A 19,266-nucleotide genomic window follows, 5' to 3' on the forward strand; every position below is an offset into this window, starting at 1 on the left:
CTGTGAGAGAAGCACCTACCCTGACCCACGCCGCGCCGTTTTCCATCACGATGTTGGCGGAAAAAAATTCAGCCCAGCTCCACGAGGGGCTGCACCTGTTAGCTGCGGTTGGCTTTGCGGATAAAGCGGCAACGCTGGATGCTAACCGCCCGATTTTCAACATCGGTTTACCGCTGTTAAACGCCGTTGCTTGTACTGAGCAATGGTTAAGCCCTACCCCAGTGCGCTACGGCAAACACGCCAGTATTACCTATAGTGAAAATGATCAGGTGCTATTCGGGCATTTACTGTTGGAAGAAGCGGATTTCAGCGATTTTCGCCAAGCCAGCCGGGATGCTTACCAGCAAGTGTTTGAACTGCTGCAACAGCGCGGCTACCCGTATTTATTGCGGATGTGGAACTACTTCCCAGCGATTACCGCGCAACAAAGTGAACTCAATCGTTACCAAGTGTTTTGCTTAGGGCGGCAAGATGCACTCGACGCACACGGTAATTTCGCCTATTCCCCACCCGCAGCCACCGCGATTGGCACGCAACAAGCAGGGTTACAACTGTACTTTATTGCCGCGCAAGCCGCCGGAATGCAGTTGGAAAACCCGCGTCAAACCAGCGCGTTTTTGTACCCACGGCAATACGGCCCGGTTAGCCCCGCGTTTTCACGCGCTACGGTTAAAGCGTGGGGGAAAACCCAACACCTGTACATTTCCGGCACGACTAGCATTGTCGGGCATGAAACCTTGCACACGGGTGATCCGCTCGCACAGCTTCACGAAACCTTGCGCAATCTGGAAGCGTTGCTCGAACACGGCGATGATACTTTGGGTTTACCAGTGCGCGGCGTTGGCGCATTAACCCAGCTCAAAGTGTATGTGCATGACCGCGCTACCCTGCCCTTGCTACAAGCCGCGTTAGACAGCTATTTAGCCCAGCAGCCGCACGCACCGACCGTGTTGTATTTGCAAGGCGATGTATGCCGCGCTGATTTAATGGTGGAAATGGAAGGAATTTATGCCTGAATTACCCGAAGTCGAAACCACCCGATGTGGCATTGAGCCGTATCTGTTGGGGCAAACCATCACCGGGGTAACAGTGCGCCAACCGCGCTTGCGCTGGGAAGTTCCCGACAGCATTCAAAGCCTCGTCGGGCAAACTGTGCAGCAATTAACCCGGCGCGGCAAATACATCCTGCTGCACACACCTGCTGGGGTAGCGTTAATCCATTTGGGAATGTCGGGCAGTTTACGCATTGTCGATGCGACGCTATTGCCGCGTAAACACGACCATTTCGATCTATTGCTTGCCAGCGGTAACATCGTGCGTTACCACGATCCGCGTCGTTTTGGCGCATTGTTATGGACGGCAGACCCCGTGCAGCAACACCCGTTGCTGCGTGAATTGGGGCCTGAACCGTTAGAGGCAGGATTTGATGGGGATTACCTGTTCACCCAATCGCGCTCACGCACAGTGAATGTGAAGGCGTTCATTATGAATGCTCACATCGTTGTCGGCGTGGGCAATATTTACGCTTGCGAAGCGTTGTTCCTCGCCGGGATAGACCCACGCCGTGTAGCAGGACGCATATCCCGTGAACGTTACCTCAAGCTGGCGAATAGTATCCGCGAGATTTTGACCTACGCCATTGAACGCGGGGGAACAACCCTGCGCGATTTTGTACGTGAAGATGGGTCGCCGGGGTATTTTCAACTGGAGCTGAAGGTTTACGGACGGGCGGATGAACCCTGTCGCGTTTGCCAAACCCCTATCCGTCACCTCACCCAAGGCCAACGTTCCACTTGGTTCTGCCCTGTTTGTCAGCATTGACCCGCGCTCATCTGGCGGAGTCGGTGTGCCACTCTCTTGGTTGCTGAGCGTAGCCGAAGCATCGCCTTGCGGCTTACGGCTGAGTCAGTGACGTGTGCCTCGAATGCTCATGTCTGCTTCTTCGAGAATGCCGTTCGCCATCAGTTCACGCACCAATTGACGACGCACGCCTTTATCAACGCCGACTTGCATCCCCAAACGGTAAAAAACGAAGGCGGGAACACCAATAATAGCGAGACCCAGTAGGAAATTAATCATAGTATCCATGTCCAGCATAAGATTATCCTCTTAACATCTTGTGTTGTTGTCGAAAGCCCATACCGCAAAATAGTATATGAAGAAGCTTAACCGAAAATTTACCGTAGCCCCAATGTTGGACTGGACTGACCGGCATTGCCGTTTTTTTCATAGATTGCTTACAAAAGAAGCGATTTTATACACAGAAATGGTGACAACTGGCGCGATTTTATACGGCGATCCTGCGCGGCAATTGCGCTTTAATTCGCAAGAACACCCCGTCGCATTACAACTCGGTGGCAGTGAACCGCAGGAATTAGCCCAGTGCGCCCGTATTGCACAAGATTACGGCTACGATGAAATCAATCTGAATGTCGGCTGCCCCAGCGAGCGCGTGCAAAAAGGTGCATTCGGCGCGTGTTTAATGGCTGAACCACAACTCATTGCGGAATGCGTGAGTGCAATGCAAGCCGCTGTTGCTATTCCCATCACAGTAAAAAACCGCATTGGCATTGACGACCAAGAAGATTACACCGATTTACACCACTTCATTGACACGGTGTCACAAGCAGGCTGCCAGACATTTATTATCCACGCCCGTAAAGCATGGCTGAAAGGTTTAAGCCCCAAAGAAAACCGCGAAATTCCACCGCTGCGTTACGATCTGGTGTACCAAATCAAGCAAGCCTTCCCCACGCTCGAAATCATTATTAACGGTGGCATTACCACGCTGGAACAATGCCAGCAGCATTTACAGCACGTCGATGGTGTCATGGTCGGGCGTGAGGCTTACCATAATCCTTGGCTGCTGGCGCAGGTTGACCCGCTGCTTTACGGCACACCTGCCCCGCTGGAATCGCGTCAGGCGGCGTTACTGGCAATGTTACCCTATGTGCAGGCGCAACTTGATGCGGGCGTACCACTGGGGCATATCAGCCGCCACTTGCTAGGATTATTTCAAGGAATGCCGGGGGCGCGTGCGTTTCGGCGGCTCATCAGCGAGAACGCACACAAGCCGGATGCTGGTGTGAAATTATTACGCGATGCTTTAGCAAAAATTACTTGACGTAATCTCAACTCTTAAATAATATACGCGCCTCAAACCGACAGTTCCTCGATAGCTCAGTCGGTAGAGCAACGGACTGTTAATCCGTGGGTCACTGGTTCGAGTCCAGTTCGAGGAGCCAACAAATACAAAGGGTTGCAACATTTAAGCTGCAACCCTTTTTTGTTTCTGCACCGTTTACGGTGTACTTCACGGTGTACTTTTACCGTTTTTTATCGTTCAAAACCCCGCTTTTTAGCCTGCCGATGTGACCGCCAACACTCACCAAAGCCAAGAGCAAGCAGGCATAATTCGACGCATTTACCCTAAACTTCCTACACGAAAAAAATCACTCGTAACTATTTGATTTTAACTATTCAACTTGTTGATTCTATTCATGTAGGAAAGCGTTCCTACAAATTCCTACATTTCCTACACAAACTCAGCAAGACCCACATAGCCGATAAAGACGGAATGAAATGCTTTATCGGGACTTATGGAACCGTCACCCGATTAGCCAGCTTCGCTGGCCTCCCCCCGCGTTGCTTGGCTGCGTGTATATTCCAGTTGCCGCGCAAATGGTTTTCCCATGCAGGCCATTTCCCCAGAACCGAAGCAAGTGCCCGACAGGTGCGCCAGTAATCATAACGGCTGGCATGGGACATCCCCGCCGTTTGTACTTCCAAAAACCAACGCAGATGTTTGGCTTGCCATTGGTGGGGGGTACTGATTTGGTAACGTTGTTGAATAGCGGTGGCTATCCTTTCCCCCCGTTGGACGTGGTTATGAATAGTGGATTTTGAGCCGGGGATTGCGGCTGCGATGAGCAAGGTAATATTCATTTGCGTCCACCAATGTAGGAAGCCACCACGTCTACCCGCCCGTGCCCTAGCTCTTGGGTGAGTGTTTCACGCGCAGCTAGGTCGGTTTCCCGATCAGCCGTCATGATGCCCTCGGTTAACACGGGTGCTGCGTGTCCAGTGAGTTGTTCATAACGCTCACAGGCATAAGCGGCGCGTAAATCATGGTATTTCGCGATACCGGCTTCTTTGATGTGTTCGCGTGCGCTGTTCAGTTCGCCGCGCACAAAGCTGATATAGGATTCGTGGCTGGTCAGTAGGTTGTTGGAATCGGAAGGGCTGGCATTCCATGCTGTCTGTAGTGCGTCCCTTCCTGCCGGTGTGACGGCAACCCAGCGGTCGACTTCGTGTCCGCGTCCACCTTTTGTGCCTTCAGTGATATTAATTGCGCCGTGTTTTCTGGCTTCGCTGATCCAGCGTCCTAAATTGCCTAGCGTGGCTTCACGTTCCCGCATTCCAAACTCACGTGCCAGTTCACTGACAGCAGCAGCACGCTCTAGCCCTGCTTGCTTCATGCTGGTGGTAGCAGCTTGTAATGCTGCCCGATCAATGCCGCCGGGTATGTCAGTGCGTACATGGGAGCGTTCGCCCACTAATGCCGCAGGGCTAACACTAATCGCATTGTCGCCGCGCATCGCTGACAAGGTGACATTGGCGGTGGATAGCAGGTTTTGTGCATAAGACACACTCATGTCACCGGCTTGCACCTGTTCGGCTAAGGTTTGCCCGTAACTTTCCAGTGTTTGTTGGCTAATATCCTGTGCATCACGGATGCCTAGGCTTTTAGTGTAGTCAGCAAATTGCGCAAAGCGTGAGGTATGCGCTGCTGTTGTGCCGAAATGTCCACCACCGTAACGTGCGGTGAGGGCTTGTTTACCCGCATAGGCCAGCGATTTACCAAAGCCAAAGTTACGGGTTGATGCGTATTTCCCCATTGTTGTTATCCATCTGTTCAAGATTGGTCATTAAGTAAACCACTACCACTACCCTTTTGGTTGTTGAGTGAAAAAGAGGATTAAGCACCTCCCATGCCGTGGTTTGCTCGTTGAGCCGGTTTTTACATGCTTCTTGGTCTGGCGGCATGTTGCCAGTGCTGTTGTCAGGGTCGGTATCCTCCCCATCGCGTTTCCGGTTTTCCGGCGGTAGTGGATGGTTGCCAGCGTTGCTACTGGCAGAGTGTCCCGCTAAAACCCGTGGTAGCTGCCCAGTGCATGGCAGGTTGCTAAGCTGCGGATTGATCAAAGATCAGTCGCCCTAGCAGCATCCCAAGGGTTTTAGTGCAGGTTTATGCGCTGCGCCATGAACCTTATTGCTGTTACAAAACAAACGGTTGCGGCAGGAATCCCGCGCCTGTCTCTTTTGGTAAAGAGACAGGCGCAAAGACGTTGCCGCAATTTTCGGTAGGCTGTGAGCTGTGCCAATACTTCGTTTGTATGCCGCACTCCCGTTGGTCGCGTGTACCTGTAGGCGCAACTTGGCGGCGGTAGATGTGGTTGGATGGTTTTTTGTTGCAGCTTCCGGGCTGCGTGCGTACCACCTTGAATAGTGGCTTCTCGTTGGTCAGTCGGGCTGTGCCAGTGGATGGCTTCTCGATTTTAGGGATTCGGAACCACGAAATAAGTCGCTACTCTAGCAGGTGTTTAGGTAGCCGAAAAGTGGGTTCAGCCTTCAAAATTTCACCATACAGATAATTGGATTTTGCACCGGTAATTTTCAACATCGCAGTCAGATCCGCACATTCTTGCTTGAGTTTATCAATCTGCACTTTACGTCGCTCAGCCACTTTAGTGGCATTGATTCGCCATTGTGTCTCTTGTTTGAGGCGAGTTTGCAGTTTGTTTAACGTTTCCAATTCTTCAGTCATTGTCACCTCTTTGTTGTGTTTCTTGAAACACCAAGATTTTCGTAAAATTGATGACCAGTTGCAATATTTTGGCGGTTTTATTCACTAGGTGAGTGATTCTGTACGGGAAACCATAGTGGAATCTTATGCTGCCAATCCAGCCGTTCCATTTCACGTAAAACGTAAGCTTGCAATGCCTTGCGCACAGTAATAGTGTAAATATTTTGCTCTAAGTGGAAGTCAACCAACAAGGTATTGCGTAGTTGCTCAGGTAAATCGGAGTTGGGTTTAAAGTGCAAATCCACATACGTATTCCACTCATTATCTTCCGCCGACGACACCCAATCGTCTTCTTCAGACACACTAGCTTCAAGAATGCGTGACAATACCAAGTCAATGAACTTATTGGCTTCGTAATGGTAAGCACGGATATGGTAACGACGGCTGGCATAGACCAGTTGGTTAGGGGCAATGGTTAAATAATGGGTTTGCCGTTTGGCGTGATAATACAAGTGCAAGACTTGTTGTTTCTGGATAGCACTCACCACGGTACGGGTAATATCGGTGTGCAGATGTGGGCGAAATAAGGTATCGACATCGTGAATCGAGAGTTCACTCCAGTCTTCATCTTTCCAGAAACGGCTGGTGAGGTAGTTGCCACGTAAATAATTCAAATACAGTTCAGGTTTATCACTGATGTAATGCGGCTCGAAAGTTGTGCTGGCTTCGTGACGCTTCAGTGAGGGATTGTAATGCATATTACTGGGGTGTAATTCGCGGTAAGCACTGATGCTGGCTTGCGCATTCTGGCGGGCAATTTCAAACGTTTCGCCCAGTTTTTTGGCGGTAATACCGGCTCCCCAGTATAAGCAGGTTTCAATGTAGACGAAACGTCTGTATGTGTCGCGATTCATGACTTATTCAAGTTTGCTATGGTCGTAAAAATGGTGTGATAATGATTGTACAAAATCATAGCGTCAGGACAAAGCAATGTTACGAATCCGACTACAAATTCCCAAGGGCGAACCTGTACAGGTCTATTCTCATCAAGACTTAATCCATGATGCGTTGGTTAATGCTTGGGTAGAAGCCGGTGCAAACAGCAGCGACATCATTGGGCATCAAGCCAAACCGTGGAATTTCGCTGCCCTTGGCTGGCATCGTGGACATCAGGGTTTTGCTCACAGTTTGGTTGTTTCCACCCCTGATCCAGCACTCGCACGAATTTTATCACGCCTCAAACCCGAACATATCACCAAACGACGTTGGGATGCAGAGTTTGTCAATTTTGCGGCGGCGCGGGTGCAGATAGAACCTGACCCGATCTTACCGCAGCAAACACAATTAGGGTGTATTTGCTATTCACCTTTGGTGCTTAGCGATGAAGCGCATCAAGGCAAAGGCAAGCGTTGGCATGACCGCTTGGATGCGCCGACACTGGGCTTGAGTGCCACGATTAACCGTAAATTGTCGTTTCTTGCTGGGCGTGAAGTGAACTTGGAACTGCACCCTGACTCGCTGTATTTACGAGCTACCCCTAAGCATTCTGTGCTGGTTAATCTAAAAATTTTTCAGGATAGACGTAAGAGTTTTGTGATTGGGATGCAAGCCCCGTTACTGCTGCAAGGCAGTGAAGACGATCTACGACTGGCATGGTATGCGGGAATTGGGGAAAAGACCCGTAGCGGGTTTGGGTGTTTGGGCTTGTTGGAAGAAGGAGTGGGACGATGAGTACTGCAATGCAACGAGCCAATGCGCTGGCGGGTGAGATTTACAGCCGTTTCATGCAGGACATTTTAGAAAAGCATGTGCTGAAGGAACGCGCCGGAGCACCTTTGGGTGAAGAGCTAAAGAAAGCCATTCACGCTGAAAAGTCTATCGACCCACGTGTCATCTACCTGATGAGCATTAGCGGTAAAGGTGGTTGGGATGATGACGCAAGCAAACGCGAGCGTTACCTGAAAAATCAGAATATTACGCTGCTGGATCACCTGTTATCGGTGGTGCGCGGGGCATTAATGCTGGCAGCCTTGGATTGGTTGTTAGAAAACCCGGAGATGGATGAACGCGAGTTGCGTCAACGTTTAACCGTATTGGCGACCATCGCATTCCTGCACGATCTCGACAAGATGTTGCAACTGTCACGTGATGCAGAATTGACGGTGGAACACGTTGAAATGGCGGTCAAGCGTTACGGTATCACTGAATTTTTAGCAAGTGAGGAGGTTGTACTTACGCCTGATCAAATTCGCTTTTTGATTGAACAGGCGGAAGATTCCCAGCGTTATCGACATCCTGCGGTGGTTTCTCCTCCACGTCATTACAAACATGCAGTCGAACGCTACGTCAAATTAGCCGATAAGTTGGATGGCTTGTGGCAAGAGCATGGGGCGCAAGGTGGCTTAGAAGCCATTATTCAACGTTTACAACAAGAGCAAAGTTTTAGTTCCGTCCTGTTGTCGCAGTGGGAAACGCTGGATGTGTTTGACCCGCACCACCCGTTTTTACTGGATGAATTGCAACGCCGTTTATCCTTTGCTTGTCAACGGATTGCGGGCATTCCTCCTTTGTTAGAAGTACATCAGGATGGGCGTTTGTTCATGCTGCTGCCCAAAGCACAAGCCGAGAAGATTAAGGCAGATGGACTGAAACGTTTGATCAGTCATTTACCTTTCAAACTGGAAATCAGCATTTCTAACCGTGGTTTGCCTGAGCTATTAAATGGCAAACCCGATCATGCAGGATTGCAGGCGTTTCTGGAAAAAGAACCACGCCGCACCATCGGGCAACTGTTTCGTATCAGTAACAGTTTGATTGAATCCATTAAACAGCCGCTGGATGACTGCCTGAAGATTATTGGTTTAGCACCCCGCTGGCCTAAAGTAAGCGGACAAACCAGTACACCTTATCCAGATCCTGATGTTTTGGAATTTTCAGCGCAACAGTACTTGTTGAAAGCGGCGCATCTTACCTTGTTGATTAACTTGAAATTGCCCGTCAGCAAGAAAAATGGCTTACCGGATTATGCGGAACGTGAACGCCAGTTATTGGAGCTTGTTGATACAACGCTACCGGAATGGCTGCAAAACATGGGTGACAAACAATCACGTTATGTATTAGTTGCATTGTGGGTTACAGCAGTGAGTGAGGTTGAAACAACGTTAAATCAACGCATTTGGGGTGATACCGGCTTGTTGCAACAATGGTTGGAAGGTACGGAAGAAGCCGTCGGGTTTAGCCAATTCTTTGAGGGCGAAGGTGTTGCTGTCCAACAAGCGGTCGAGCGGCATTTTGGACAGTTACTAGCAAAACAACGCGCTTTTCCCAATGATGAAGGGGTTATCGGTCGCTGTTTGTTTACGGATGAACCCGCCAGTACCTTAATAGCCAGTAATCTTGGTTTGTACGAAGTCAAGGTTTCCGCTTTTAGCGGGCGTGACGGAAAACCCGATTCCATTACTGCTCCCGCAAACGGACAAGTACCCATTGGGCATGTATCACTGGCAGAACACAAATTGAGAAGCGATGTGTATAGCATTCAAGGTGGCAAGCCTTCTGGTGTCCCCAGCATGTTATCTTCGCCTGTCACGACGGGTTTGTTTGGTGCTTTGATTCTGAATAATGAGCAGACTTTCGCTGCTTTGTCGGTATATGACTTAAGCCGTCAAAAAGTTGAACCGGGTAAAGCACATTACAAAGGCTTGGAAGTCTATCGGCAGCGTTACCGTATGGCACGCTTGGAGCGCATTCCAGAAAAAACTGAAGATCAGATTAATATGTTGCGCTTGCTACTCTCGGCTTGTTTGCGTATTGGTCGCCCGATTCATGTATTTCGTGGTTTACCGACAGCCCAAAAAGCTTTTTTCTATTTTGATGCCATGCCACCTGTGTTAAAGGCATTAATTGGCTATCAAGCATTGCGCTTGGAGCAAATCCCCGATGCTATTGCCACCTTGAACATGGCACAAACACTGATTTCCACACCGGGTTTAGGTTACGACGTACTCGGTCTTTATGCCTTCCCGCGTACTCGCTTTAGTGCCATTTGTTTGGCGTGGTGTCATGCCCACGATGCGCTAAAGCAACATCAAAATGCAAAAACGGCTGCAATGAAGCCATTGGCTGCACGCCTTTTCAAAGAGTTTCAGCAATTAGAGGAGCAACATGCTATGTCAGATTCCGATGGGGCATTAGTACGGCTAGGGCAAGCCGCTACCCGTATTCAACGTCGCCCAATAGGGCAAGTATCTACCAATGTAGAAATGCGCGTGTTTAAAATTTGTCTCGACAGTGCGTTAGCGTTGCGCAGTGCTGGGCAATCTGATCCGGCTTCATTGATTCACGGGATAGCCGGTGAATTGGAAACCAATTTGGTACGTAAGGATGAAGCCGCTGCCAAGAAGCACCGTGAGGAACAATCCCTAGAAGCGGCGTGTATGGACTTTGCCCACCAATTTGTTCACGAGGTTTGGCTGGGCGTGTTGCATGGCAAACCACCCGCTCAGAAAACCCGTCGCTTATTGGGCAGTGTTTATCGCATGGCTTTTTTACAAGCATTCCGTAGTACCGCCATTAACGAAACCACCCCACTGATTGAAGACACTACCAACCTCGAACCGACACAAGGAGATTTGTTATGAAAGCACTCGCCCCGTATTTAGCAAACATCAGTGCATTAACCACCAAAAGCCCGATTGACGACAAGAAAACCTATATTCACCCTAAGCTAAAAAATCTGGGGTCGATCAGTTTAGTCCTCATCCGCGAAGCGGTCGCGCCTGTGGTATTCCGTAATGCGGAGCAGGAAATTACCGATATTGAATGGCTAGATGATTTGTACGTTCGTGCTGTGCCCAATAAATTTAAATACATTGAGCGCAACCGTGGGTTGCAAATTCTGCGAGCACTGGGTATCGGTGGGCGTTTGCCGCAAAACAAAACCGTCTTGTACAAGGGGCAAAATCCATCCGCTGCGTTTGATCTGAATACGCTGGTATTTGGTGACTCTGCCAACTACGACAATCGCGTGTTGCCAGTACGTGCCGCTGTCAATTATTCCGATGCATTGAGTTTGTTGCCTAAAGATAAGTGCGTGGATGAAACCTTTCATAATCGCGCTATGGAAGATGGCACACTGTTTGATGCGGAAAGTAAAAAGAACAGTGACAACCTGTTTACCCGCCATTTTATTAAACCGGGAACGCTCATGGTGCAGGTATTAAGTACCCGTGGTCAGGTATTGCCAGAAATCGGCTTAAAACACTTGTTATTGAGTGTCGGGATGGCGGGTAGTTATGGCGGGCAAACTTCCGTTACGGGCATCAATATCCGTACTCATGTCGTAGGTCTGTATGGTGGTAAGTTTGAACAGGCAATCACCTCGCCTTACGAGCTATTGCGTGGACTGCAAGGTCGTGACGGTAATGATGTGCTTGCAGCGAAAGCCAGCCTGCATGAGTTGTTGCAAGCTGCCCATGAGCTGGTCATTCAAGGTGATGAAGTGGCAGCATGGCAGACTGATTTGATCGCCGCGTTTAATCAAAGTGGTAGTGCGTTGGAGCAAGAGTACCGGCAGGCACAACCTCACGTCGCAGAGCTGTTTGATCAATGGTTTCAATAGGAGCTTGCCATGAAAGCCATTATCACCGGCATTCAGGCGGAAACCCTGACTCCCTTTGCTTACCACTCGCTGATGGTACAAGGCGGTACGGCGACATTGCCGGAATTGGTGAGCGATCAGGCACTAATGTTTGGATTAGCCGCAACACTGGGCATGATGCGCTCCAGTGTGTGCTTGCCAACGAAAGATTACCGCCGTGACATGGAGGCAATGCCTTGGCGAGCCTCTGTTCTTATGACTGAACAACCCCGTTTGCTATCGCCTGTGGTTCGTCGGCTGAATCTCACCGAAGAGGCGGGTTATAAACGTCGGATTCAGGATGTGGTGAAAAAAGGGAACCTGAAAGATTTTTTCACTACCCAAGAAGTACCACCTAGCGTGGTATTTACCGGGGCATTGTTTGGCTTTGATCCGTTCGCGTATAGCGGTCAGGATGAGCTGGTGATCCGCATTGGTTTGCATCGCAATGGCATGTTGCGTTTACGTCCGGTCAAAGTAGAACAAGTGCGCTTGAATGCTGCCACGGCTGCGTTATTTGGGCATGAGTTATCTGTCGAGCGTTACTTACTGTACGGATTGCAACTGACTGAACGAATGCCGGTTAAAGATGCACTTCAGGCGGTACAACAATGGAACTAACCATCACGCGCCATTGTGTTGCACAACTGGACAATGGCTTGTCGCCGTTGCAGCAAGCCTTGCTGCATGAACCGAGACGGGTGCGGATTGTGGATGCACCCACAGGCGCGGGGAAGACTTACGCTTTCCAAAAAGCATTGTTACAGCAGCAACGTATTTTGTTTATTGTGCCAACCCGTCGCTTGGCGCAGAACATTGCTGCCAGCTTGATTGACGATTTGGTGAAAACCGCGCATTGGCAAGTAGCGGTTGCCGAGAAAAAGGTACAGGTTTGGAGTTCAGACCAAACAGCGGTATTGCGTGAACAAGGTATCGACAATATCCGTGGTTATCGAATCAGGCAGATGCAGGCATTGGACACTACCCGTTCCGGTGGAGAAATGATTATTGCCGTGCCTGAAGTGGTCAGCCAGCTTTTACATCGTTACAGGCTGGACAAAGGGCAAGCGGGTACAAGCGTATTCGATGTGTTAGACGATTTTGATCACATTGTCTTCGATGAATTTCACACCATTGAAGCGCGAGGGTTTGGATTGGCAGCTTTGTTCGCCAAACTTGCCAGCGTACCCACGGAGCATGGCACAACCGGGTATGGCGGGGCTAAAGTCAGTTTACTGTCTGCTACGCCATTGGATATTAAACCGACCTTGTTGAAATTGGGTGTGCCTGACACGGAAATAGCGGAATTACACGAGGTGATTACGACTAACGGGCGGGCATTGCATGGCGATGTGTGTTTGCGTTTGGCGGCATTATCGGATATGCCAGCGGTACTGGAACAACAACTTGCTTTGGTGAAGGAAGAGGTAACGCATAATCGTCAGGTGGTGCTGATTTACAATGCACTGGCTGCATTGAAGCGGGATATGCCCACGTTAGTACGTTTACTGAAAAGTGCGGGTATTGCGGCTGATAAGGTGCTGGTCATTAATAGTATTGACGATAGCGGGGAAAATAGCCGGTCAGGTTACGGCTTCCATACCGGGAGGCGGCAAAATCCTGATGATTTCAATGTCCTGATTGCTACCGCCAGTGTGGAAATGGGCGTGACCTTCCGTGCTGCCAATGTGATGTTAATGGAGCCGGGGTTTGCGCCGATGAATTTCCTGCAACGCTATGGGCGAGCAGCGCGACGCGGGGAAGATGGAACCGTGGTAGTACGCACGGATACGGCTTTGGAGGATCGCAACCCGTGGTTACGGGAACTGAATCGCTGGATAAGCACCCACCAAAACCAACACGTTTCCATCCGAGAATTGACCGAAGTATTGAGTCGAGAAGCCCAACAGTCATTCAATGGCGACAGCACTGAAATGGGTAAAACCAGCGAAACGTTGTATTTTGGTTCATTGCCGCAGCAGGCGATTTATACGAGTGGTTTGTATTGGCAAGTCCTGTTGAGTCATAAAAGCAGCCATAAACATCGGCGGGCGCATTTGTTACAGCACCAACCGTCAAGCAGTAAGCACCTTTATGCTTTGCTGAAACAGTTTGCTGCGTTGGAAACCGATGATTATTACCGTGAAGCCGCTGTGCAATGGCGGGAACGCTTGTTTGCCCAAGCCCTGAACTTACGCGATATTGGCACACGGGTATTGGTTATCGAAGGTGATGGACGGCGTTTACAGGTGGATAGGGTTTGGTTAGAGCGTGAAACCGACATTATGACGCGCATTACTGGGCAATACGGCGTTAACGATGCTTTGTATTTCCAACTGCATTTTGAGCTGGAACATTACTTGTTGGATGAGAAGAATCGCGCCAGTCGCCGCCTAACGGTGTATGTCCCCTATACCAAACGCACCGTGGAATTGGAGGCGGGCACAGGATTGCTACGTGAATGGGTACGCCATTTGCAAAACCAGCGCGATATGGACGCAGAAGCGGCGTGGGATGATCACCCTGAAGCCATGAAAGCCGCTGAATTACTGGTGAGTCTAACCGGATTAATACCGGGCAATGATGCGGATTTATCAGCTTCCACCACCAGCCTACTGATTTGAGTCGTAGGTAATGCCTGAAACCTTCATCTGGGAACATGCTCCTGCTTTTCTCGCACGAGTCGACAACCTCAACTTGCACGGTTTGCACTTCCAGCATGTGGAATTGTGCGAACGGCGGGCGTGGATGTATTTGCATAAGGTGAATTTTGCGCAATGGTACACGCGGGTACAAACGGGAGCGGCGTTACACGATGCCAGTTATCAGCGTGATCATTCGGTACGTGGTTTGTTTGGATTAGCACCGGATCGGATTGAATGGGATGAATGCATTGTGTACGAAAATAAGGGAACGGGCGGTGCGGTCGAGGCTTCCAGCAATCAAACGGCATTTTATGCGTTGATGTTGTCGATCAGTACGGGCAAACAGTGGCGGGCGTTTACGCATGTGCTGAGTTCACGGCGGCGGCGCGAAGTGGTGTTGGATGCCGCACGTTTACAAACATTGTGGGATGCATCGGTGCGTTTGGCGCAATTGGGGGAGCAAGACGCAGTGCCTGCTGCGAAAAAAATCGGCTTGTGTAGCAGTTGTTCGTTGGCTGCTTTCTGTGGTTTTGACTGAGTACGTTATGGAAACCTTGTTTATCTCGCGGGAAGCACAGCTTAGGCAGCATGAAAATACGCTGCAAATTAAAGTCGGCGATCAAGTCCGCTCGTTGCCGATTGAAAAATTGTCGCATGTGGTGTTGTTAGCGGAAAGTCGCCTCAATTCACGTTTGTTGGGTTTGTGTGGCAAGCATGGGGTGCGCTTGTCGGTGTTTGATTACTACGGTTATTTCAAGGGGGCATTCGAGCCTTACGATCACAATCCAGCAGGTAAGGTGAAACTCAAGCAAGCAGAATTGTTGCTCAACACGGAGCGGCGAATGAGTGTGGCGCGTGAGGTGGTACGAGGAGCCGCGCATAATATGCTGGCAAATTTGCGTTATCACCAGTATCGGGGCAATGAGGCGGTAAAGCAGCCCATTGCCGATATGCAAAAGCTGGTGACGACGCTGCCCAAAGCCTTGGATACGAATACTTTGATGGGGATTGAGGGGCAGTTACACCAGTATTATTACGCGGCATGGCCTGCTATTCATGCGGAACTGGATTTTGGTAAGCGGGTACGTCGTCCGCCGAATAATCCGATCAATTGCTTATTGTCCTTCCTCAATCAGTTGGTTTACACCGTGGTGCGTCATGAAATCAGTAAAACGCATTTGGAAGAGACATTTAGCGTGTTGCATTCGCCGGGTTATGGGCGTGCCTCATTGAGTCTTGATCTAGCGGAACCGTTCAAGCCGGTGTTAACGGATATGTTGATTTTCCGCATGGTGCAACGGCGGATGTTGGATGACAGTTGGTTCGAGCAACATGATGCGGTGTGTTTACTAACAGAAACGGGGCGGCGCAATGTCGCTGAACAGTTTTCCTTGCGTTTGGAAGAGCATTATCAAGGGCACAGTTTCCGGCAATGGATCTACCGTGAGGCACTGGGGTTGGAACGAGAGGTATTGGGCGTAGCAGAATACGAAGCGTTTAAGCGGAGGGTGTGAATGTTCATGTTGATGACTTACGATGTCGAAGCCAAGCGTACCGAAAAATTCAAGAAGTTGTTGCGGCGTTATTTGAATCACGATCAATATTCGGTGTTCACCGGCGATATTACCGATGCGCAGGCAATCAAATTACGGCGTGAATTGAGCCAATTGATGATCCCCGGCGACCGCGTGACACAAATCAGTGCTGCCAATCGCCAAAATATCGAGGTGAATCATTTGTCCAAAAGCAGCTCTGGCAAAGGCGAGCTAAAACAGACACCGATAGATGACCACCGCCGTGACTTCTCAGTTTTGTAGCAACTTCACTCGCTACTGAAGCAAAAATCCCTGATGTTTGATGAACTCCCACCACATTTTCATGCTATGTTTAGGTCGTCTGTTTCAAGCAAAAGCACCCAAAATCCGCTTGAAATCAGGCGTTACGAATCCCCATGCGGGGTTATGAGTGTAAACGGTTTAATGCAATCTCCTAATTATGTTTAGTTACGAATCCCCATGCGGGGTTATGAGTATTGATTCACTACCTGTTGGCGGTTCTGATTCTGGTTACGAATCCCCATGCGGGGTTATGAGGTTGTTTTCTGTCTGCTGGTTGTTTTTGTTTATGGGTTACGAATCCCCATGCGGGGTTATGAGCTGTGATACTTCCCCCAGCAGGAGATGCAAGGAACGGGTTACGAATCCCCATGCGGGGTTATGAGCTGACGATCTCGTGACGGAAAAGCTGAAAAGCTCAGCGTTACGAATCCCCATGCGGGGTTATGAGGCGTAAAAGTGGTACTGTTTCGCGTAAAAGTGGTAGTTACGAATCCCCATGCGGGGTTATGAGAATTAACGACCGACGAAACCGCGCAACTGGCGCGGAGTTACGAATCCCCATGCGGGGTTATGAGCAGCGACAATTGCATCTTGGCGTTATCGCCATGCAGGTTACGAATCCCCATGCGGGGTTATGAGGACTAGCATTGATACGACCGCGCTTAGTTCGTACATGTTACGAATCCCCATGCGGGGTTATGAGAGTGCAAAACAATAGCGATTTGTCCGATAAAATTGGGTTACGAATCCCCATGCGGGGTTATGAGATTTCCGCGATTACTTACATAGTAGGATATTCAACCGGTTACGAATCCCCATGCGGGGTTATGAGAGTTTTTAAGGGACATTGGAGCCGACAAGGACGAAAGTTACGAATCCCCATGCGGGGTTATGAGGCACCGATGCGGGCAGCTTTGGGCGCAAACCAACAGGTTACGAATCCCCATGCGGGGTTATGAGCGTCAAGCGTGACCGGCTAACACTCGACAACCTGAAGTTACGAATCCCCATGCGGGGTTATGAGACGTCGCGGCTGAAATCATTGATGACTTCCACCTGGTTACGAATCCCCATGCGGGGTTATGAGTTTCCGCTGGCATTCTTTATCTCGATAGTTTGCCCGGGTTACGAATCCCCATGCGGGGTTATGAGCGGCGGTATTCCCGGAAGGTCAAGCGGTGCAGTTGGGTTACGAATCCCCATGCGGGGTTATGAGGCGAACTGGTTCAGCCACATGACGGCTGGAAGCACTGTTACGAATCCCCATGCGGGGTTATGAGGCAATTGCGCGGGTGCTACTTCCCTATTTCCGTTTGGTTACGAATCCCCATGCGGGGTTATGAGGATCCTGCGGTCGCTGAAATGTTGCGAGTGCCTCCCGTTACGAATCCCCATGCGGGGTTATGAGTGCGGTTTCCTCCTCGTTGGTAACAATCGTGCCTTTGTTACGAATCCCCATGCGGGGTTATGAGCTCTGGGACAATAACGCCGCTGCGGATGTAGTGACCGTTACGAATCCCCATGCGGGGTTATGAGGCTGACGTATTAGCGGACACGATGGCGTTGGGGCATGTTACGAATCCCCATGCGGGGTTATGAGGCAATAAAGCGGCATGATGTAACCGGGCATGGTTATGTTACGAATCCCCATGCGGGGTTATGAGGCGCCGGTGAAGTGTTGGCTGACCGCAAGGTTAAGAGTTACGAATCCCCATGCGGGGTTATGAGATATATTCAGCACCGGCAGGATCAACCAAAGCATCTGTTACGAATCCCCATGCGGGGTTATGAGTCTTATCAACTATATCAATGGCTTCCATCAATTTAAGTTACGAATCCCCATGCGGGGTTATGAGCCGCCAAACAGGTTGCTCAGTAATTCTGCTTGATCGGTTACGAATCCCCATGCGGGGTTATGAGATTGGCTGTTGCAAACCCGGCACGGCTTGCACCGGGTTACGAATCCCCATGCGGGGTTATGAGCCGATACGGGCGTTCGGGGTGTCTTAAAAGTGGTTGGTTACGAATCCCCATGCGGGGTTATGAGATCATGGGGGACGGGTCTTGGTGGATGTGCCAAAACGTTACGAATCCCCATGCGGGGTTATGAGAGCTCCAAGCCGACATCGGCAAAGGCGTGCAAATCCGTTACGAATCCCCATGCGGGGTTATGAGGCATTAAAGGCACAAGAGGAGCCATTGAGCTGGCTCGTTACGAATCCCCATGCGGGGTTATGAGAGCTCCAAGCCGACATCGGCAAAGGCGTGCAAATCCGTTACGAATCCCCATGCGGGGTTATGAGATGACCCAACTCGGCGACACCATTTTGCCGATGATTGTTACGAATCCCCATGCGGGGTTATGAGTTGGCTATCGGGGGCGTAACTATCGCCCCTGGTGGGTTACGAATCCCCATGCGGGGTTATGAGCTCATATAGCTTGCGTGGGCAGTCTAATGCTGCACGGGTTACGAATCCCCATGCGGGGTTATGAGAGTCTGGACAGAAATTGCTGGATGCAATGAGCATTGGTTACGAATCCCCATGCGGGGTTATGAGCCGAAAACATCAAGCTGGCGGGCTATCCGTTTACGAGTTACGAATCCCCATGCGGGGTTATGAGCTCGTATAGCTTGCGCGGGCAGGTTAATGCTGCACGGTTACGAATCCCCATGCGGGGTTATGAGCCGTACTTGTGGCTGGAAATATCAGGCGAGGCGACGGTTACGAATCCCCATGCGGGGTTATGAGCTGAACTGCACCCCACCCACTCTGACTCGCCGCTCAGTTACGAATCCCCATGCGGGGTTATGAGTAAACAGTGCAATCCCCGGAAAACGCTGGTTACGCGTTACGAATCCCCATGCGGGGTTATGAGAACGAATCACAGGAGTAGAAAATGAATATTGAACTCGTTACGAATCCCCATGCGGGGTTATGAGACGTTGCGCGGCATGGGGAAATATTCAAAATTGGCGGTTACGAATCCCCATGCGGGGTTATGAGAGTGGAGCAACCCAAACAAGAGCCGTTAGCATAAACAGTTACGAATCCCCATGCGGGGTTATGAGTCTGGAATCCATGATCTCTGATCGGGCGCGGCGCGGGTTACGAATCCCCATGCGGGGTTATGAGCATTACAGCATTATCAATATCGCCACTATCGCCCCCGTTACGAATCCCCATGCGGGGTTATGAGACGAGTATTGCCTAGATTTAGTGTTTCCATTAGCCTGTTACGAATCCCCATGCGGGGTTATGAGACGACGGCGGCATTGTCGCTTTTATCTCCATTTTCCGTTACGAATCCCCATGCGGGGTTATGAGCTTGGCGAATGA

Annotated in this window: 16 protein-coding genes, 1 tRNA gene and 1 CRISPR repeat array (1 of these 18 cut by a window edge); of the genes, 12 read left to right on the forward strand and 5 right to left on the reverse strand. The window is 50.2% G+C overall.

Annotated features, from left to right (window positions below; translation table 11 throughout):
- The first annotated feature begins 2 nt into the window (after positions 1–2).
- Both J9260_RS13965 and mutM read left to right on the forward strand, forming a co-directional pair.
- A complete protein-coding gene (locus J9260_RS13965) occupies positions 3–1,016 on the forward strand; it encodes a chorismate transformation FkbO/Hyg5 family protein (RefSeq protein WP_210218333.1) in 1,014 nt (337 codons plus the stop codon).
- The gene (mutM, locus tag J9260_RS13970; RefSeq protein WP_210218334.1) at positions 1,009–1,821 is read left to right on the forward strand and encodes a bifunctional DNA-formamidopyrimidine glycosylase/DNA-(apurinic or apyrimidinic site) lyase; all 813 of its coding nucleotides are present in this window, start codon (positions 1,009–1,011) and stop codon (positions 1,819–1,821) included. The genes J9260_RS13965 and mutM overlap by 8 nt, the downstream gene beginning before the upstream one ends.
- Positions 1,822–1,905: 84 nt before the next feature.
- On the opposite strand, the gene J9260_RS13975 is transcribed toward mutM, so the two are convergent.
- Positions 1,906–2,088 carry a hypothetical protein gene (locus J9260_RS13975; protein WP_246499457.1) on the reverse strand — a complete coding sequence of 61 codons (183 nt, stop codon included), beginning with the start codon at positions 2,086–2,088 and terminating at the stop codon, positions 1,906–1,908.
- 67 nt (positions 2,089–2,155) lie between these two features.
- Here J9260_RS13975 and dusA point away from each other — a divergent pair, with 67 nt between their 5' ends.
- Positions 2,156–3,124, forward strand: a complete 969-nt coding sequence (gene dusA, locus J9260_RS13980) for a tRNA dihydrouridine(20/20a) synthase DusA (protein WP_210218336.1) — start codon at positions 2,156–2,158, stop codon at positions 3,122–3,124.
- Positions 3,125–3,169: 45 nt separating this feature from the next.
- A tRNA-Asn gene (locus J9260_RS13985) sits at positions 3,170–3,245 on the forward strand.
- A 352-nt stretch (positions 3,246–3,597) separates the two neighbouring features.
- Here the strand turns inward: J9260_RS13985 and J9260_RS13990 are convergent.
- The 4 genes from J9260_RS13990 to J9260_RS14005 form a co-directional block, all read right to left on the reverse strand.
- Positions 3,598–3,945: a hypothetical protein gene (locus J9260_RS13990; protein ID WP_210218337.1), complete on the reverse strand. Its 348-nt coding sequence runs from the start codon at positions 3,943–3,945 to the stop codon at positions 3,598–3,600.
- On the reverse strand, positions 3,942–4,898 hold the full coding sequence (locus J9260_RS13995; protein ID WP_210218338.1) for an integrase domain-containing protein: 957 nt from the start codon (positions 4,896–4,898) through the stop codon (positions 3,942–3,944). The genes J9260_RS13990 and J9260_RS13995 overlap by 4 nt, the downstream gene beginning before the upstream one ends.
- Before the next feature lie 689 nt (positions 4,899–5,587).
- Positions 5,588–5,827 carry a hypothetical protein gene (locus tag J9260_RS14000; protein WP_210218339.1) on the reverse strand — a complete coding sequence of 80 codons (240 nt, stop codon included), beginning with the start codon at positions 5,825–5,827 and terminating at the stop codon, positions 5,588–5,590.
- Positions 5,828–5,904: 77 nt separating this feature from the next.
- Positions 5,905–6,720: a BrxR family helix-turn-helix transcriptional regulator gene (locus J9260_RS14005; protein WP_210218340.1), complete on the reverse strand. Its 816-nt coding sequence runs from the start codon at positions 6,718–6,720 to the stop codon at positions 5,905–5,907.
- Positions 6,721–6,796: 76 nt separating this feature from the next.
- Between J9260_RS14005 and J9260_RS14010 the strand changes: the two genes are divergently transcribed.
- Genes J9260_RS14010 through cas2 form a run of 8 tightly spaced genes read left to right on the forward strand, consistent with a single transcriptional unit; the run spans position 6,797 to position 15,906 of the window.
- Positions 6,797–7,537 (forward strand): CRISPR-associated endoribonuclease Cas6, encoded by a 741-nt coding sequence (locus J9260_RS14010; RefSeq protein WP_210218341.1) that lies wholly within the window; start codon positions 6,797–6,799, stop codon positions 7,535–7,537.
- Positions 7,534–10,446 carry a hypothetical protein gene (locus J9260_RS14015; protein ID WP_210218342.1) on the forward strand — a complete coding sequence of 971 codons (2,913 nt, stop codon included), beginning with the start codon at positions 7,534–7,536 and terminating at the stop codon, positions 10,444–10,446. The genes J9260_RS14010 and J9260_RS14015 overlap by 4 nt, the downstream gene beginning before the upstream one ends.
- On the forward strand, positions 10,443–11,426 hold the full coding sequence (gene cas7d, locus J9260_RS14020; RefSeq protein WP_210218343.1) for a type I-D CRISPR-associated protein Cas7/Csc2: 984 nt from the start codon (positions 10,443–10,445) through the stop codon (positions 11,424–11,426). The genes J9260_RS14015 and cas7d overlap by 4 nt, the downstream gene beginning before the upstream one ends.
- A gap of 9 nt (positions 11,427–11,435) precedes the next feature.
- Positions 11,436–12,065 carry a hypothetical protein gene (locus J9260_RS14025; protein WP_210218344.1) on the forward strand — a complete coding sequence of 210 codons (630 nt, stop codon included), beginning with the start codon at positions 11,436–11,438 and terminating at the stop codon, positions 12,063–12,065.
- Positions 12,056–14,068: a DEAD/DEAH box helicase gene (locus J9260_RS14030; protein ID WP_210218345.1), complete on the forward strand. Its 2,013-nt coding sequence runs from the start codon at positions 12,056–12,058 to the stop codon at positions 14,066–14,068. The genes J9260_RS14025 and J9260_RS14030 overlap by 10 nt, the downstream gene beginning before the upstream one ends.
- A gap of 10 nt (positions 14,069–14,078) precedes the next feature.
- Positions 14,079–14,627, forward strand: a complete 549-nt coding sequence (locus J9260_RS14035; RefSeq protein ID WP_210218346.1) for a CRISPR-associated protein Cas4 — start codon at positions 14,079–14,081, stop codon at positions 14,625–14,627.
- A gap of 7 nt (positions 14,628–14,634) precedes the next feature.
- Entirely contained in the window at positions 14,635–15,603 is a 969-nt protein-coding gene (gene cas1, locus J9260_RS14040; protein ID WP_210218347.1) for a CRISPR-associated endonuclease Cas1, read from the forward strand.
- On the forward strand, positions 15,604–15,906 hold the full coding sequence (gene cas2, locus J9260_RS14045; protein WP_246499458.1) for a CRISPR-associated endonuclease Cas2: 303 nt from the start codon (positions 15,604–15,606) through the stop codon (positions 15,904–15,906).
- Positions 15,907–16,027: 121 nt separating this feature from the next.
- A CRISPR array of direct repeats spans positions 16,028–19,266; the repeat unit is 28 nt; unit sequence GTTACGAATCCCCATGCGGGGTTATGAG; it runs 2,617 nt beyond the window's last position.

Origin of the sequence: Thiothrix unzii (assembly GCF_017901175.1) — a bacterium.
In the GTDB taxonomy this organism is placed as follows: domain Bacteria; phylum Pseudomonadota; class Gammaproteobacteria; order Thiotrichales; family Thiotrichaceae; genus Thiothrix; species Thiothrix unzii.